This is a genomic window from Paenibacillus sp. NRS-1782, assembly GCF_050467685.1.
Taxonomy (GTDB): Bacteria; Bacillota; Bacilli; order Paenibacillales; family Paenibacillaceae; genus Paenibacillus; species Paenibacillus terrae_A.
The window spans coordinates 23093-40628 of record NZ_JBITPH010000043.1; the positions used below are offsets into that span (position 1 = coordinate 23093).

The 17536-nt window shown below is 49.3% G+C and carries 15 protein-coding genes; 12 read left to right on the plus strand and 3 right to left on the minus strand.

Features of this window, described 5'->3' with window-relative positions; translation table 11 throughout:
• Positions 1–89: 89 nt before the first annotated feature.
• From ACIFQM_RS16665 to ACIFQM_RS16675, 3 genes are all read right to left on the minus strand, one after another.
• Complete coding sequence (locus ACIFQM_RS16665; RefSeq protein ID WP_430040659.1) at positions 90–1892, minus strand: M4 family metallopeptidase; 1803 nt, start codon at positions 1890–1892, stop codon at positions 90–92.
• Positions 1893–2402: 510 nt separating this feature from the next.
• Positions 2403–4118: a M4 family metallopeptidase gene (locus ACIFQM_RS16670; RefSeq protein WP_430040660.1), complete on the minus strand. Its 1716-nt coding sequence runs from the start codon at positions 4116–4118 to the stop codon at positions 2403–2405.
• A 533-nt stretch (positions 4119–4651) separates the two neighbouring features.
• Complete coding sequence (locus ACIFQM_RS16675; RefSeq protein WP_430040661.1) at positions 4652–6427, minus strand: M4 family metallopeptidase; 1776 nt, start codon at positions 6425–6427, stop codon at positions 4652–4654.
• A gap of 564 nt (positions 6428–6991) precedes the next feature.
• Here ACIFQM_RS16675 and ACIFQM_RS16680 point away from each other — a divergent pair.
• The 12 genes from ACIFQM_RS16680 (at position 6992) to ACIFQM_RS16735 (ending at position 17530) form a co-directional block, all read left to right on the plus strand.
• Positions 6992–7930, plus strand: a complete 939-nt coding sequence (locus tag ACIFQM_RS16680) for a glycosyltransferase family 2 protein (protein WP_430040662.1) — start codon at positions 6992–6994, stop codon at positions 7928–7930.
• Complete coding sequence (locus ACIFQM_RS16685) at positions 7927–8862, plus strand: glycosyltransferase family 2 protein (protein ID WP_430040663.1); 936 nt, start codon at positions 7927–7929, stop codon at positions 8860–8862. The genes ACIFQM_RS16680 and ACIFQM_RS16685 overlap by 4 nt, the downstream gene beginning before the upstream one ends.
• Positions 8859–9659 carry a glycosyltransferase family 2 protein gene (locus ACIFQM_RS16690; protein WP_430040664.1) on the plus strand — a complete coding sequence of 267 codons (801 nt, stop codon included), beginning with the start codon at positions 8859–8861 and terminating at the stop codon, positions 9657–9659. The genes ACIFQM_RS16685 and ACIFQM_RS16690 overlap by 4 nt, the downstream gene beginning before the upstream one ends.
• Entirely contained in the window at positions 9656–10387 is a 732-nt protein-coding gene (locus ACIFQM_RS16695) for a sugar phosphate nucleotidyltransferase (RefSeq protein WP_430040665.1), read from the plus strand. The genes ACIFQM_RS16690 and ACIFQM_RS16695 overlap by 4 nt, the downstream gene beginning before the upstream one ends.
• Before the next feature lie 72 nt (positions 10388–10459).
• Complete coding sequence (locus ACIFQM_RS16700; RefSeq protein ID WP_430040666.1) at positions 10460–11941, plus strand: glycosyltransferase family 2 protein; 1482 nt, start codon at positions 10460–10462, stop codon at positions 11939–11941.
• Positions 11942–12060: 119 nt separating this feature from the next.
• Positions 12061–12348 (plus strand): nucleoside-diphosphate sugar epimerase, encoded by a 288-nt coding sequence (locus ACIFQM_RS16705; RefSeq protein WP_430040667.1) that lies wholly within the window; start codon positions 12061–12063, stop codon positions 12346–12348.
• Between the two features lie 29 nt (positions 12349–12377).
• Positions 12378–12710, plus strand: coding sequence for a restriction endonuclease subunit S (locus ACIFQM_RS16710; protein WP_430040668.1), 333 nt, complete (start codon positions 12378–12380; stop codon positions 12708–12710).
• Positions 12710–13009: a hypothetical protein gene (locus tag ACIFQM_RS16715; protein WP_430040669.1), complete on the plus strand. Its 300-nt coding sequence runs from the start codon at positions 12710–12712 to the stop codon at positions 13007–13009. The genes ACIFQM_RS16710 and ACIFQM_RS16715 overlap by 1 nt, the downstream gene beginning before the upstream one ends.
• Entirely contained in the window at positions 13006–13365 is a 360-nt protein-coding gene (locus ACIFQM_RS16720) for a hypothetical protein (RefSeq protein WP_430040670.1), read from the plus strand. Before ACIFQM_RS16715 ends, ACIFQM_RS16720 begins: the two co-directional genes overlap by 4 nt.
• Positions 13366–13546: 181 nt before the next feature.
• A complete protein-coding gene (locus ACIFQM_RS16725; protein ID WP_430065795.1) occupies positions 13547–14638 on the plus strand; it encodes a CgeB family protein in 1092 nt (363 codons plus the stop codon).
• A gap of 33 nt (positions 14639–14671) precedes the next feature.
• Entirely contained in the window at positions 14672–15790 is a 1119-nt protein-coding gene (locus tag ACIFQM_RS16730; protein WP_430040672.1) for a CgeB family protein, read from the plus strand.
• A gap of 60 nt (positions 15791–15850) precedes the next feature.
• Positions 15851–17530 (plus strand): glycosyltransferase family 4 protein, encoded by a 1680-nt coding sequence (locus ACIFQM_RS16735; protein WP_430040673.1) that lies wholly within the window; start codon positions 15851–15853, stop codon positions 17528–17530.
• Positions 17531–17536 lie beyond the last annotated feature (6 nt).

Sequence of the window (17536 nt, forward strand, 5' to 3'; positions counted from 1 at the left end):
AGGGGGAAGAGGACACACTTGTAATGGTAATATCGCCCTCTTATTGTACATCCTAAGTAGAGCCAGAAGATTACTTGTTTAAGCTCAGCTTATTTCACACCTACAGCGTCAAAGGACTTGATGGCAGAAATGACTGCTATTGAATTTTCACCATAGCTGTCCTTGGCTGCCTGAATAACGGCGGCGCGTGCAGTGGAGAAGTTAGAGGTAGAGGTCAGGTAATTAGTAAAGGCGTTATAGTAAATAAATACAGCTGCATCACGTCCAATTCCATCTACCTTGACACCATGGAAGGTGCCACCTTGCGCCAGCAGATAGTAGGCTTTGTTAATAATGCCGCTATTCGTGTGGGTACCACCATAATCCTCGTTATTAGGGTCGGTATCAAAATTGCTGTAGTGATCGACCTGACCGTATTTGACAGGATTGGAAAGGGAGCGAATGGCGTCACCCTTAATGTTAGGTGTATAAGCGACTTTGCCAAAATCCCAGTTGGTACGCTCAATGTCGTTACCGATAATATCCGAGATGCTTTCACTCAGTGCACCAGATTCAGCGAAATACACCAAACCGGATGAATGCTCGGTCACGCCGTGAGTCAACTCGTGAGCAACAATTTCAAGGTCGCTGCTGAAAGGGGCAAATAACGTGCCGTCACCGTCTCCGTATAGCATATGGGTGCCGCCCCAATGGGCATTATTGTAGTTCTTTCCCCCGTAATGGACTGCCGAGGCAATAGTCATGCCACGTCCGTCGATGCTGTCGCGACCAAATTTTTCTTTATAATAATCATAGGTGCGAATGGCGTAAGCATGGGCATCCACCGCAGCCGGATCTTTCCATACGTTATCTGTACTTGTATAAAGGGTGCCCGGAAGCGTCTCGGTATTGTGAACATTGTAAGTTAAGATGCCTTTACCACGAGTCGTATCCTTTAATTGGTATTTTTTACCTGAGCCTGTTGTTTCGAACGTTTTGGTATCCCCGAATACACCACGGCCTGTGCCGATTACTTCATTGAGGATGTCATACTTGAACACGATTTTGCCGTCATTGGCATCAATAAAGTAACGTGTACGCAGTAGAGTAGGCTGCAAAATATTAACTTCCGTTACATAAACCAGACGTGTTGTTTCTCCATCGGGATAGATGTACAGCTCTGCCTTGGGGTCTACGCTTGGCTCCAGATTGGCGATTTTGGCAATAGATGCAGACGCAGGCTCTACCGTTTCCAATGTACTATTTTTCAGTTCAGCTTCTTTTTCCAGTTCCAGCTTATCCTTGTCAATAGAGGAATATTCTTCGTTGTTAGATGCTTCTGCGTAAGTGTCTTTACTTACACTGCTAACGTTCCCGGAAGGTTCAGAAACGCTATTAGCAGAGGAAGAGAGAGATTGAACGCGTGTAGCTGCATCTTCATACGCAGTATATACGGCCTCAGTAGCGCTGATTTTTGGCGTTGTATTTTCTTTAGCGTCGGCTTGCTGATCTTCTGAAATAACGGCTCCCAGATAAGAGGTGATTTTACCAGCCTTATTCACATGAATCGTCTGTTCAGCTCCAAATACGGGGATGCCGTCCACATACTGTTTTAGGCGATAATGCTGCGTACCGAATTTGTCACTGGTTCGATCCACGATCCGAAATTGCTCACGGGCACTGCTACCGCTGTTGGTGTTGTCCATACTCATTAATTTTTTCTGTTGTCGATTTAAAAAGCTCCAGACCAGATTGTCACCTGATACCGATAAAGGAGATTTCCAGTCCACCGTTTGAAATGTTGGCGTAAACTGAGTGGGCTCGGCAACAGAATTCTCTGCTGCGGCTGCTCCAGGTAGACCAGAGCCTAAGAGCATAGCTCCTCCAAGAAGTGAAACCCATACTTTTTTCATTAAATACTCACTCTCCCAAGTTCATGTGAGGATGAAAATCATCCTGTTGAATAGGCATTTTGCCATGTATGTAGGTCTTGTTGCTCCTTTGAAACGTGAAGATGATGGATAGAAATACGAAGAGAATGGAAAAAAATTACCTTATGCAAAAAAATGGGGATTATTTTTTTGCCATTCAATCTTCTAAGCTTTGATATTAGCACAGAGATTGTCGAACGAGAAGATATATCTTACAAATAACCCCAAAATGATTCGATAGTCCCAAAATATTAATGTATTTGTCAAATTTCGTCGAAATAGATCGAAAACCATATGGTTGAACAGGCACCACGTTGAGAAAAAGGGGCATCCCGTAGAACGAGACGCCCTAATTCAAGGAGGAAGGGGTACAGACTTACACTGCACCCCTATTTTTGCTCTGCTTATGAGTAGGATCAGATGATAGCCACACAACAGGCTTCTGTTCTGTCTACTGAACGAGGATCAATTGGGAGGAATATGGAATAGGATTTACTTGATTCCTACAGCATCAAAGGATTGAATAGTGCTAGTTACTGCTAGCGAATCAGCACCATAGAAATCCTTGGCCGCCTGTATAACAGCAGCCCGCGCGTTAGAGAAGTTGGAGGTAGAGGTCAAATAGTTCGTAAAGGCATTATAGTAGATGAATACAGCCGCTTCGCGTCCGATACCAGTTACCGTTATACCATGGGACGTACCGCCTTGTGCCAGCAGATAGTAGGCTTTGTTGATAATACCGCTATTCGTATGGACTCCGCCTTCATCATCATTGTTAGGGTCCGGGTAAAAATTGGAATAGTGATCCGGCTGGCCATATTTTGTAGGGTCGGATAGAGAGCGCAAAGCGCCATCCAGATTGTTAGGCGTATAAATGCCATCACCAAGAAGCCAGTTGCTGCCATCCATATCATTACCCATAATATCTGAGAAGGCTTCATTCAGCGCACCGGATTCGCCATAATACTCCAGATTGGAGGTGAATTCTGTGACACCGTGGGTGAGTTCATGCCCCACGACATCGGGATCACCGCTGAAAAAGGTAAATAATTTACCGTCGCCGTCGCCGTATGTCATTTGAGAGCCGTTCCAGAAGGCGTTGTTATATTTTTTGCCGTAATGGACAGTCGAGCGGATTTGCATGCCACGTCCATCAATGCTATCTCGACCAAATTTATTTTTATAATAATCGTAGGTTCTAATAGCGTAGGTATGGGCATCAACAGCCGCCGGATCCTCCCATACATTATCCGCATCCGTCAAAATCGTACCCGGCGTCGTCTGACGGTTGGCAGCGGTGTAGGTTACGATTCCGTTACTACGTGTCGAGTCTTTCAACTGATATCCGTTGCCGGAAGCTGTAGTCGTGAACGATTTCATTACACCATCCACGCCGCGTCCGTTGCCTGTTGCGTAGTTAAGGATGTCATACTGGAATACGATTTTTCCGTCTTTGGCATCAATAAAGTAGCGTGTACGCAAAGGTGCAGGCTCCAGAATATTAACCTCTGTCACATAAACCAGCCGTGTGGTCTCACCATCAGGATAGATGTATAGTTCTGCATTAGGCTCTACACTTGGCTCCAGATTGGCGATTTTGGCAACAAAAATTTGTTCCGAGATGGATATATCGTTGTTAGATGCCTCTTCGTAAGTATCTTTACTTACACTGCCTTGATCCTGATTACCCTCAGTAACGTTATCAGTGACAGAAAGGTAGGATTGAATCCGTGTAGCGGCTTCTTCATACGCGGTATAGACGGCCTGGGTAGCGCTAATTTTTGGAGTGGTGTCTTCAGTAGCATCTTGTTGTTGATCCTCCGAAATGACGGCGCCCAGATAAGAGGTGACTTTACCAGACTTATTCACATGGATGGTCTGCTCAGCTCCATATACGGGAACCCCGTTTACATACTGCTTCAATCGATAATGGTTTACACCGGATTTATCGCTCGTGCGATCAATAATGCGAAATTGCTCACGGACACTGGTGCTGTCTGCACCGAGCAGCGTTTTCTTTTGTCGATTCAAATAACTCCATACAATATTGTCACCCGATACGGATGAAGGAGCCTTCCATTGTTCTGTGTGAAAGGTTGGTGTAAGCTGAGTAGGATCGGGAACAGAATTCTCCGCTGCTGAGGCACCAGGTGCTACAGCCCCTAATAACATAGCTCCCCCAAGAAGTGAAACCCATACTTTTTTCATTAAAAACCACTCTCCCCAAATGTAGGTCAGGATGATGTGCATCCTGTTTTGTTTTTTAGGCATGGCGCCATGTATGTAGGTCTTGCTGCTTTTTTAAAACGTGAAGATCATGAAAAAATAAACTTATGCAAAAAAACAAGATTTATTTTTTTGTGATTACATCGTCTTGGATCTGATATTAGCACAGAGAATGTAGGACTAAAAGATGTATATTACAAATTACTCCAAAATGAGACTAAAGACCCTTATTTAGATTTTATTTGTCTTATTTAGTCGAAATTGATCGAAAATAGCCTTGTTGAAGTGTTCATGATTCCGCAATGGCAATGGCCATAACACACTGGTTTTAGAGCATCCTCTATGTAGACAACAAAGAGCGTCCCGCTGGGGGACGCCATACATAAGGGGGAAGGGGCGCAGACTTGTACACTGCACCCCTATTTTTTCGTCCATTTTATGAGCTGGGTTGGATGACAGCTGCACAACGACAATGGTCTATGGACGAGGATGAATAAGAGAATTGCAATTATGATTTAGTTAACTCCTACAGCGTCAAAAGATTTGGCGGCTGCGATTGCTTGCGCTGAATTCGCACCGTAAAGGTCTTTTGCAGCTTGCACCACAGCGGCGCGTGTATTGGAGAAGTTGGAAGTAGAAGTCAGGTAGTTCGTAAAGGCACTATAGTAAATTTGGACAGCTGCGTCGCGACCAATTCCACTTACAGTTACGTTATGGAAGGTACCACCTTGTGCCAACAGATAATATGCTTTATTAATAATGCCGCTGTTGGTATGAACGCCACCGTTATCCGAGCTGCCTTTATACAAATTGGAATAGTGGTCTGGTTGATTGTACAGGCTAGGGTTAGACATAGAGCGCAGAGCATCACCCGCAATGCTTGGCGTATAAATATCATCGCCTACAAGCCAGTTTGTACGCTGAATGTCATTGCCGATGATGTCCGAGAAGGACTCGTTCAACGCACCAGATTCCCCGTAATAATCCAAATTCGAAGTATACTCTGTAACACCGTGCGTGAGTTCATGACCAACTACATCGGGATCACCACTGAAAGCGATAAATGTGGTTCCGTCCCCGTCTCCATAAGTCATTTGGGAGCCGTTCCAGAAGGCGTTGTTGTAGCGGCTGCCATAATGAACCGTCGAACGGAGTTGCAGGCCACGTCCGTCGATACTGTTGCGTCCGAATTTATCCTTATAGTAATCATATGTTTTGGCCGCATAAGCATGAGCATCTACGCCGGCTGGATCATTCCATACGTTATCGGCATCCGTCAGGAGCGTACCTGGAATGGTCTGACGATTGGAGGCTGTGTAGGTCACGATTCCGTTACCGCGTGTTGTGTCTTTTAACTGATAGCTGCTTCCGGACTGTGTAGTGTTGAATGACTTGGTATCACCAAGCACACCTTTACCTGTGCCCGTCGCTTCATTAATGATGTCGTACTGGAATACGATCTTGCCATCATTGGCATCAATGATGTAGCGTGTACGCAGCGGCGCGGGCTCCAAAATATTAACTTCTGTTACATAAACCAGACGCGTTGTATCACCAGTAGGATAGAAGTACAGCTCAGCTTTAGGATCTACTTCAGGCTGTAAATTGGCGATTTTAGCGATGGAACTTTGTGCTTCTACAGCTTCAATTTTGCTGTCCTTCAAATCAGCAGATTTTTCAAGACTCAGCTTGTCCTTATTAATAGAGGTGGTTTGTTCGTTGTTAGCAGCTTCCGCGTAAGTGTCTTTACTTACACTGCTTTGCTCCTTAGCATCTTTAGAGATCGTATCGTCGAAGGAAGGGAGGGCTTGAATCCGTGTAGCGGCTTCTTCATAAGCGGTATATACGGCCTCAGTAGCGCTGATTTTCGGAGTTGTACCTTCCGTAGCTTCTTGCTGCTGATCCTCAGTAATCACGGCTCCTAGATAAGAGGTGACTTCACCAGACTTGGCCACATGAATTGTCTGTTCAGCTCCATATACGGGAATCCCGTTCACATACTGTTTCAGCCGATAATGACTTACACCGGATTTGTCGCTCGTGCGATCAATAATGCGAAATTGCTCACGGACACTGGTGCTGTCCGCACCTAGCAACGTTTTCTTTTGTCGATTCAAATAACTCCATACAATGTCATCACCCGATAACGATGAAGGGGCCTTCCATTGTTCGGCATGGAAGGTTGGCGTAAGCTGATTTGGCTCCGAAACGGAACTTTCCGCAGATGCACCAGACGCTACCGACCCTAATAACATAGCTCCTCCAAGAAGCGAAACCCATACTTTTTTCATGAAAAATTCACTCTCCCCGGTTAATGTCAGGATGAAGACCATCCTGTTAAGAAATAGGCATTGCGCCGTTTATGAAGGTCGTGTTGTCGTCTGGAACATGAAGAAAATGGAACGTGAAGAAGAAAAGCCGAAGTATCTTTCATCGAAGCGTGTGTGAAAAGAGGGTACTGCAATGTGAAGCGTACAGCCTGCAAAGGTAACAAACTCCTCCTTTCCTGTTATATAAGTGAAAGTGGAAAAAAGGTGGATAATGGAAAGAAGTTTTCTTATGCAAAAAAAGCAAATGCTGAATTTTTGAACTCCCATCATCTGGCTCTGATATTAGCACAGAGAATGACGGACGAGAAGATGTATGTCATAAATTTATCCAAAATGATTCTTTAGACCCTAATAACTGATTTATTAAATAGGATTAATAAGTTTTGTAAAATAAAGTCGAAACTTGCTTTGTCGAAAAGACTCCACGCTTGCCGTTACACACGGGTTTTAGAACGCATAGGTTATGTTGAACTGTCCTAATCATGCTGTCTATCCATACAGCAGCAAGGGAGGTGAGGCGGGAGCATGAGGAAGCAGACAAGATTTGGAATCAAGGCTTATCGCAGGCGGCATTCCAGTGCTAATAATCCCTACTCAAAGGTGTGGCTGCCTGTAGGAACGCCATCCGTGCATATCACCCCGTACCTTGTAACAAGAAGGGGACCAGGCACAAAAGCAGAAGCACAAACAGGTGAAGAACGGCCACCTGGTTCGTCATCGGCGGGAAAATTGCTGGTATCCGTCATCATTCCGGCTATGAATGAGCAAAAAACGATCGGGGCGGTTGTCCGTGAGGCACGTCATGTTCATCCACACACCGAGGTCATCGTGGTCGAGAACGGATCAAGCGACAGGACGGCCAAGGCGGCAAAAGCGGCGGGTGCGCGAGTACTTTCCTTTCCGCAACCCTTGGGGCATGATATTGGTCGCCGTATTGGAGCGGAAGCGGCTTCCGGGCAGGTGCTGCTTTTTCTGGATGGTGATATCGTTATTCCCTGCGTAAGACTCAAGCCATTCATACAAGCTGTATGTGCGGGAGCGGATGTTGCACTGAATGATTATCATGGACCAGTAGACCGTACGTCGGTGCATCCTGTGGTTGAAGCAAAGCATGTATTGAATATTTTGTCGAACCGTGCTGATTTAGGAGGGGCATCCATGACTGGAATTCCACATGCCATAAGTCGAAAGGCCTTGAATAAAATAGGTCTAAAGTCCTTGGATAAACCTCCCTTATTTCAGGCCATGACGATTACCTCCGGCTTGCGGGTGGTGACTGTTCGTGGAATAGCCGTGGGTAAAGTGAATGCGACCCGCAAAAAAATGAACGGCAGGGACCCGCTTGTGGATGTGGTCTTACAGGATCATCTTGACGCGATTGCCTGGCTTACATCACATTTGGGAACGCGTGCAGGATATACGGATTTGAAGCGCAAACGGATCAGAAACGAGGTGAGGCCGTGAGCAGAATGTATCGAAAAGGGAGGCGTGATGACCGAAGCCGGGGTATACGACGTGTACAACGTAGACATGGAACGACGACTATGATGGATAGCCGCAGGGTGAGGAAACCCGCGCCCCGGCGGGGGAAAATGACCGAAGCAAATCCGCTGGAGGTACGGGCATTGCCCGGGGATATGCTGCTGCGGGGGACAGCCGCCGCAGTGGTCAGCGCCTGCAACGAGGAATCTACGATTGGCGTGGTGCTGAGCGAGCTGGAAAAGCTGCCTCTTACGGACATCATCGTCGTATTGAACGGTTGCACGGATGACACGCGTTCTATAGTAGCGAAGCATCATCCGGGTGTGACTCTCGTCAGCGTGCCGGCTCGGCTCGGGCATGATGTCGGACGGGCGGTAGGCGCACGTATGACGCAGGCTGAAATCGTATTGTTCGTGGACGGGGATCTGCCGATTACTGCGTTTGACTTGCTGCCGTTCCTCTATGCAGTGGATCAAGGAACGGATGTGGCACTTAATGATCTGAGCAGACATTTGCCACCTTACTTCCGGCAGGACAGCGTGACCCGGTGCAAAGGGTTCCTGAACCGCGTGCTGCGCAGGCCGGATCTGGGAGCAAGCTCCTTGACCGCTGTGCCGCACGCGTTATCACGACGTTCGTTGGAGCTGCTCGGCCCTGCTATGCTCGCTGTTCCGCCGAAAGCCCACGCTATGGCGATACTGCACGGTATGAAGGTGACGGCAGTACATGCCGTAGACGTTATTGGAACGAACCGTAAGCGGACTATCAATATCGGCAAAGGGAATGTCATGGAGCAATTGATCGTCGGCGATCATGCTGAGGCACTGGCTGCGGTGTTTCAGGTAGCCGGAGCTTTCCCGTTGGGTCCTGTTCCAACACGGGCCGACGTCGCCAAAGGGAGGAATGCACGATGAGTCTGACGACCATTATTATTCCGACCTATAACGGTTTGCACCTGCTCAAGCCGTGTATTGAGGCGATTCGGGCACATACGACAGATGTGCCTTATGAAATTATTATTGCAGACAACGCTTCAAATGACGGAACGGATGATTTTTGTGAAGCCGAGCGGCTGATCAGCATCCGTCTCCCCGAAAACCGAGGTTTTCCAGCAGCTTGTAATCAAGGGCTTCGGCTGGCTTCGGGTGATCAGCTCCTTATTTTGAACAATGATGTGACGGTTACACGGGGATGGTTATCCAATATGCTGGTTGCATTGCATAGCGAAAGCACAGTGGGACTGGTAGGACCGGTGACGAATTATGCTAGCGGTATTCAGCAGATTGACAGATTAGCAGGGGATCTGGATAGCTGTCTCCAGTTTGCAGAGCAGAATAATGCAAGTAATCCGTCCAGATGGTATGAGGTCAAGCGGCTGGTTGGGTTTTGTCTGTTGTTCCGACGTGAGCTGATGGAACGGATCGGATTGCTGGATGAACGGTTTAATCCAGGACATTATGAGGATGACGATTATTGTCTGCGCGCGCGCGTACATGGCTACAAGCTGTTGATGTGCAACGATTGTTTTGTTTATCACCAGGGAAGTGCGAGCTTTTCACGCTCGGAATCTGCCTGGGTCGAACAGTTGATTGAGCGGAATTATCGTTTGTTTATGGATAAATGGAACATAGATCCCAGAGTGTTTATTGAGACTGGAAATAGCGGAGCTTTAGGCACCGAACATGCTGTCGAAGGAGGAAGGAAGATATGAAAGGGGTTATTCTCGCAGGAGGAACTGGATCGCGTCTTCATCCGTTGACTTCATTACTCAACAAGCATCTGCTTCCGGTCGGCAAGTATCCCATGATCGTGTATGGTATCGAAAGACTGCGACAGGCGGGAATTACCGATATGCTTCTTATTATTGGCAAACAATCGGCCGGGCTGTACACCGATTTTCTGGGTAGTGGCAGCCATTATGGTGTCCAACTGACGTACCGGATTCAGGAAAAGGCGGGCGGCATTGCGGAGGCACTGGAACTGGCGAAAAGCTACATGGAGCCAGGAGAAAAATTCACTGTTTTGCTGGGTGATAATTTGTTCAAGGAAGATCTGGGACCTGTTATTGAACGGTTCGGACAGCAGCCTCCGGGGAGCGCCAGAGTATTGTTAAAAAAGGTGGCAGATGCCCATCGCTACGGAGTACCCGTGTTTGATCCCGAGCGGCCGGAGAGCATTGCGCGGATTGAAGAAAAGCCGCAGCATCCCCAGTCCAGATATTGTGTAACTGGCATCTACATGTACGATACCACCGTGTTCGATAAGATCCGGCAAATTACGCCTTCGGCGCGTGGTGAGCTTGAAATCACGGATGTTAACAACTGTTATGCGGCTGAGGGCAAGCTTGAATACGATATTTTGCGGCGGTATTGGAGCGATGCGGGGACCTTCGATTCCCTTCAGGAAGCCGGGGCAAAAATGAAAGGGCTTCTGCCCTGATCTCAGCGATACACCATCCGGCCGGGCTAGGCATATAGTATGGACATAATGCCACCCGGAGGAGTGAACGGCATGAAACGCCTGAGTATAAAAAGGAAACACAGCAAGCGGCTCAGTAAGAAAGGCTATTGGGCGGGATATAAAAGGGGTCGGGAGCAGGGCAGCAGATTGGGCCAGGCTTCGTTCGGCAAAGTCTTTGAAGGCGTCAGTATTATCATTCCGTCCTATAATCAGCTTCATCGGCTTCGCACCTGTATTGATCGTATTGAGGAAAATACAAGCTGTCCGCATGAAATCATCGTGGTGGATTGCGGCTCAACGGACGGGACACGCACCTATCTGCTGCGTAAAAGCATCGCTGTGCGTTACGCGCTACTCCAAAAGGATATCCATTTGACAGGCAGCTTGAATCACGGACTGATGATGGCGAAAGGCACGACCATTGTGGTGCTGGACCCAAATGCGCTGGTAACGCCAGACTGGCTGGATCGACTGCTAGAGTGCTTGTACAGTGATCCACGTATTGGTGTCGTCGGACCTGTAACGAATGGTCCGTTCGGAGAGCAACAGATTGAGTCACCTTATACGAACGAAAATGAAGCACGTCTTTTCGCCATTTCTCATAATGTTTCCAATCCGGCTGCATGGCGGGAAACCAAAAGCCTGGCCGGATTTTGTTTACTGCTGAGCAGAGAGACGCTGGATAAGACGGGGTACTGGGATGAATGCTGTCACAGCGGTCAGGAAGCAGATGCAGATTGGCTGCTGCGTGTACGCTTGTTGGGGACACGTCTGGCCATTGCGGGAGATGCTTTTATCCATTGCACGGAAAGTGATCGGGATACGGCTTATGCCTCTCCCCAGACGACCGGAGAAGGCGGTTTGATGGAGGAAAGCAGCCGGAACCGATCCTTTTTTGTACGAAAATGGGGGGATGCGGATAAGCTGCGCCACAGCCTGAAATTTGGCACAGCAGCAGAGCTGGACAGCCAGATATCGCCAACCAAGGCCAGACACGTGTCGGCGGCAACCTTTTATCCCATTGGAGCGCTCGTTCAGGGACCGTCTGGTGCAATATATCGGCTGGAGCCGGGGGGAAGGCGGCTTCTGCATGGAGTCAGGGATGCAGGAGGCGAAGACGTTGCCCCGGTCAGGGTATCACAGCTTGATCTAATGGCGCTTCCGTTGGTGCCAAAGCCAGAGGTTACAATTCCCGGCGATTATGATCCTGTAAACGGGATTTCGCCTCCCGCATCCCTTGTGCCAGAGGAACCAGTTCCAGTGCTGGCGGCTCCGGAACTGGAGAACATGCCCATATTGCCCACACTTAATATCCCGGCTCAACGCATGCGATGGATTGAGGTCCTTTATGTCGAAGGCGGGCAACTGTATCAAATCGGGAAAGACTGGAAAAGGCCGTTCCTTACCCCCTATGCCGCCATGAGCTGGCTGGCGGCTGATTACCAGATTCGGTTGGTGTCCCCCGAAGATTTGGCGGATTTGGTAGAGGGGCATCCCATTATTGCGCCACCTGTGCTGCACGGTCATTTGTAATGATCGGAATAGGCGCTTTTAGGCGGAACCGACTACTCGTTACGGCATACGCTGTAGTAGCGGAAAGCCCGTAGGCAATTCGTGCGTTCCGCACGGCGGAGCACATAAAGGAGGGGCTTATGCATAACCAGGTAGATGATTTGCTGATCCATATTTCGCACTCGCAGCAGCAGATGTCAAGGCTGTTGGATGCGGAACGGCAGGTGGTCGTGCGCATGTCGCAGATCATACATGCACTCCCGGACGAAGAGCCGCGTTTTGATGGAATTCCAGGCATTCTCGACAGCTCGGGACAAGTAAACAAAAGCATTGTTGCCTACTTGAATGGTATTGCCGATCTTCAGGAAGCAATGGCTGAAATGCTCGTTCGTGTCGTGAAAGAGACGGCATACCCGGACGAGGAGTAACGTACCAACCGAGGGCAGGGAGTGAACACATGAGTAGGGAAAAAGCAATGATTCATATGCTGGACGCAGCTTCCAAAATGCAATGGAATGTGTCCATGATCCTGGAGGCCAAGGCGGTAGAAGCCGAAAAAATGCGTAATTGGACGCTGAACCATCTGGAGCCTCCCACATTTGACACGGATGAAGAACAATTGGGACGGCCTTTGGAAATTCATGAGCAGATGGTGGAAATGCTGGAGGGTTTAACCCGGCTTCAAACCGGACTGTGCAGTAATCTCAAGGCATTACTGGATCAGGATGAGCAGCAGGGTGGCGGATTGGAAGGGATGATGGGAGGAATGGGACCGGGGGATATGAACTAATGAGCATGAGGCGCGAACGTGAGATCAAGCTGGATATGATGGAGTCCATTGCTGCCAGCCAGCATGCCGTTGCCCGGATGCTGAGCAGTCTTGCGGACTTGACGCCCCATGCAGATATGTCCGCTACCCGTCTGGAGGAAACCATTCGTATGCTCAGCAACTATCAGGGGGAAATCACGCAGATGTTGGCGGGCATCCCACTAAGACGGCAGGTGTATGGTAAACCGACTCAGCCGTGGCTCCAACTGCCTGTTCCAAAAACGCAACAACGACGAGGAACTAAGGAGGAATGGGAATGAGAATACGGTGGGAACGCGTTACGCGGGGAACAGCCCGCAAAAGACGAAAAAGCACCCGGCGTTCGAGTATCCGAAGATTAAAGCTGAGAAGAAAACGCCTGCTTGCTTTAAGAAGGCGTAAAAGAGGGCTTCATTCCACCCGTAGAAGTCGTCATCATCTGCGTCGGAAGAAAAAACCTCAGCTCACCCCGGCGACAGCCCCTGCTGCGGAGAATCCACAGCCCGAGCCTATTGTGCTGGAGCATGATCCACAGGCATTCCAGCAGGGATATGATGCTTCCTATAACGAGGGCTTCAATTCAGGCTTTGCCAAAGGCTACGAAGATGGACACCAAGTCGCATACAAGGCCCAGTAAACCGTGAACATCATCTATTGCTGCTAATCCCCCGAAGCTAACAGCCTCGGGGTTATTTGTTGTTTGGCAGATGGACGGGCAAACGCCAATTTTGTCCGGGCAGTGGCAGTCGTCCATGATGCGTTTGACCCCTCCGCATATAGTTTAGGAGTGACAGAAGTTTATCCTATAACAGGACAGGGTGAAGGATGTGAATGATCAACGAAGCGGGAATGAACGAGAAGCCTATAGATGTGGCTACCGGGAAGGACGCAGAATGGGGGGGTGTACGGCTGCTCTGTCACAGGTCGTGGCCACGGTGCCTGCTGTTCGCCATTTGAAAGTGCTGTATATTCCGCAAGGCTTTGCCGCAATAGACACAGGGGTACAAGAGGCATTAAGCCAAATATGCAGTGAATTCGTCATCGGTACTCCTGCCAGAATGCTGGCTGATGCTGAAGCACATCGACCCGAGCTCGTACTGGTCATGAACGGGCTGCATGTTTTTCCACCGGATCATCTGGAGCAGGTGCAGCAAATACGGGGCCTGGGTATTCGGACGGCCATATGGTTTGTTGATGATCCTTACTTTACGGAGGATACGGCGTTGATATGCCAATCCTACGATGTTGTATTTACGCACGAGATGTCATGCCTAGCGTTTTATCGAAATCAGGGAGTGGCACAGGTATATTATTTGCCGCTTGCTGCGTCAGCCCGGATCTTTTATCCCCAGCGGGTGGAGAGGGAGCACCAGCATGACATTTGCTTTATCGGGAATGCCTTCTGGAACCGCGTAAAGTTGTTTGACCACCTTGCTTCTTTTTTGGCGGATAAAAGGGTGCTGATCGTGGGTGGAAGCTGGGATCGGCTGACCCGTCGGGATGTGCTGGAACGATTTATCCGTCCAATCTTCATGGAGCCGGAGGAAACAGCCAGATATTATAACGGCTCCAAAATTGTTATCAATCTGCATCGTCCGACGGACCCCGGACTGGATAACCGGAATACACATCAGCTGTCAGCGGAGTCCATTAATCCCCGGACCTACGAAATTGCTGCCTGTGGCACGCTTCAGATGACGGACATTCGGAAGGATCTGAGCCGCTATTACCGACCGGGCTATGATATTGAAACCTTTGGTGGAGTAGAGGAGTTGAAGGTTAAGCTGGACTACTATCTCAAGCATGACTGGGAACGTGAACGCATGGCTTGGCGCGGGCTGCACACCACCATGCAAAAGCATCTGTACACCAATCGTATGGAAGAATTGCTGGACAAGGCGATGGCCTAAAGTAAACACCAAAAACAGTGAGGAGTGAAAGTGATGACGATATCTACGACAGGACCGTTTGACCCGGCTGCAACCTCCTGGGAAAAGGGGAGAGCTGCGGGAATCAGTGACGGCTACGACGAAGGCTATTTGCGTGGACGCGCCAATGCGATTCTTACCCGGACAAAGGCGGTCTTCCCTTTTCGGCAAATTCATGTGCTGTATGTAACCTCCGGTAAAGGTCTTCCTTATTCTCCACTGGATGAAGCGGTGATTACCACATTGCAAAGTATGACAGCTCAGGTTACTGTAACCGACCCGCGTCAGCCAGTAGGTGATATAGCTGCTCAGCTCCGTCCAAATCTGGTGCTGGCGCTGGATGGGATGGAGCTTCCGCTGGAGCAGGTGAAAGCAGTACGTCAGTTGGGTATTCCTACGGCCATCTGGCTAACGGATGATCCCTATTACACGGACACGACGACCCAAATTGTCCCGCATTATGACCATGTGTTTACGCTGGAGCTGAATTGCATCGAAATGTACCGTCAGCTCGGCTGTGGATCTGTACATTACTTGCCCTTTGCGGCATTTCTAACTCAATATTTCCCGCTTAGCTCCCCCACTTCTGTACGGCGTGAAATCGGGTTTACTGGCTCGGCCTACTGGAATCGCATCTATTTCTTTAATCCGATTATGCCGCAACTCATGGCTCGTAATATTAAAATCAACGGAATCTGGTGGGATCGGCTCCCTGATTATCAATCGTATGGCGATAAAATCGAACTGGGTCGCTGGATGTCTCCGGCTGAGACAAACGATACGTATAACGGCAGCAAAATTGTCATTAATCTTCATCGTTCGCATCAGGATGATTCAGTGAATAACAATGCGCTGAAAATGCCGGGGGCGTCGCCGAATCCGCGTACGTTCGAAATTTCTGCCTGCGGCACCTTGCAACTGACTGACACACGGGATGATCTGGCTCGTTTTTACAAGCCGGGAGAAGAGATCGAGACGTACAGTTCCCAACAGGAGCTGCTGGAGAAGATTGAGTTTTATTTGACACACGAGAAGGAACGCCGTGAGATTGCCTTGCGTGCTCTGGAACGGACACTGCGTGAGCACACGTATGGTCACCGGATTGACCAGCTGCTGTCGATCGTATTTGCATAATTCGGTTCATACGCCCGATGGTTGCTACTTTAAAGGAGGTGAACTCCGATCAAACCGAAAATGATGCTATTCAGCCATGTCAGCAATGTCCGCAGCATTACGGGAGCGGAGAAGCTGTTATTGCAATTTTGTGTAGACATTCGTACGTACTTCGACTGCATTCTGGTGACGCCCGGTGAAGGACGGCTGACCACGATTGCTCGCAAGCGCGGGATTACCGTCCAAATTCAGAACCTGCCCATGCTGCACGGCATGTATACCCCGTATGAGGGATTGGCGCAGGATGCGGAGAATTTGCGAAGCCATGCTTCGTACGCACCGTTGCTTCAGTTGCTACAGCAAACGCGTCCAGATGTGGTGCTGGTCAATACCTGTGTGAACGTCATGCCCGCGATGGCTTCCCATGAGTTGAATATTCCAGTGGTCTGGAAAATAACCGAAGTCATTAACCAGAATGAGCATACACCTGTCTCGGTCTCCATCATCGAGCGTTACAGCCGATGGGTCATCGGTATTTCGCAGGCCGTCTTGCGGCCTTTGCACGGGGCGGGGCTGACACGTCCGCATACGGTGTTGTCTCCTTGTCGGGATATGGATATGCCGCCGCACAAAGAGCATGTACTGCAACGGAAACGCAAACGTGAAAAGCTGGGGTTGAAGGAATCACATATCTGTATTGGTTATATTTCTTCCTTTATCTACGAAGCCAAAGGACTGTTGCCTTTTGTTCAAATGGCTCTGAAGCTGTGTGAAACGAATTCGAGCTGCCGCTTCTGGATCATCGGCAGCTCGGTGGACTCGGAATATTACGTGAAATGCGTTTCTTTAATCCGCAAATCCCGTTACAGCCGCCGATTCCAGTTCAGCTCATTTGAGGAATCTGTATCTACTGCATATAGCGCGATGGATATGGTTGTCATCCCGAGCATGGTGGAGGAAGGCTTTGGTCTGACAGCACTGGAGGGGCTGGTTTACGGAAAGCCGGTTGTAGCCTTTGCACAGGGTGGACTGGTGGAGCTGATGGAGGCGACCGGAAATACTGAGTTTTTGGTAGAGCCGGGAAACAGCGATATGCTGGCGGAGAAAGTGGGCTATCTGCTTAATCATCCCGAGGAAGTGGAACGGATTGGTGTACGGAACCACAGCGCGGCTGCACGTGTGTATGGATCTGATTCCTACCAAAACAACCTGCACGTCATGGTCAGTCAATGGGTGTGTCATGATCCACAGTGGTTCCCGCTAATTCAGCAGCCGGGTGGTCCGGTATGGTTGCGAGAGGGAGAAGGGCTACGTCAGGTCACCGCTATACCGGAGGCATGTACCAGCACTATTCGAGAATTTCCTGAATCGCTGGTTGGCCAACTGCTTGTGCTCGGTCTGCCACCTATCGAGTATGCGGCCATTCCGGGCTTGCCACAGCCCCCCCCTCCTGTACCGGAGCTACAGCCAGACCTGCATCATGGCAAGCGTGGCATTCGAGCGAGAGGGCCTGCGGCCCGCAAGCATAGTAGACCTCGCAAGCGCAAGGGTAAGAGCAACGCCAGTAGCAGGAGCTATCGCATTCACTGGTTTCCGCTGTCAGGGCTTCTGCCGAAATCCAAGTCCAGACAGAAATCCCGGTTGAAGCGGAAGCTCAAACGAAAACTCAAGCTCAAGCCTGTGTCGAGGTGTCTGCATCCGCACAAGCGGAAGCGGCTAACGCTCGAGGCTGGACGTCACAAAAAACAACGGTCCGGGTGAAAGCAC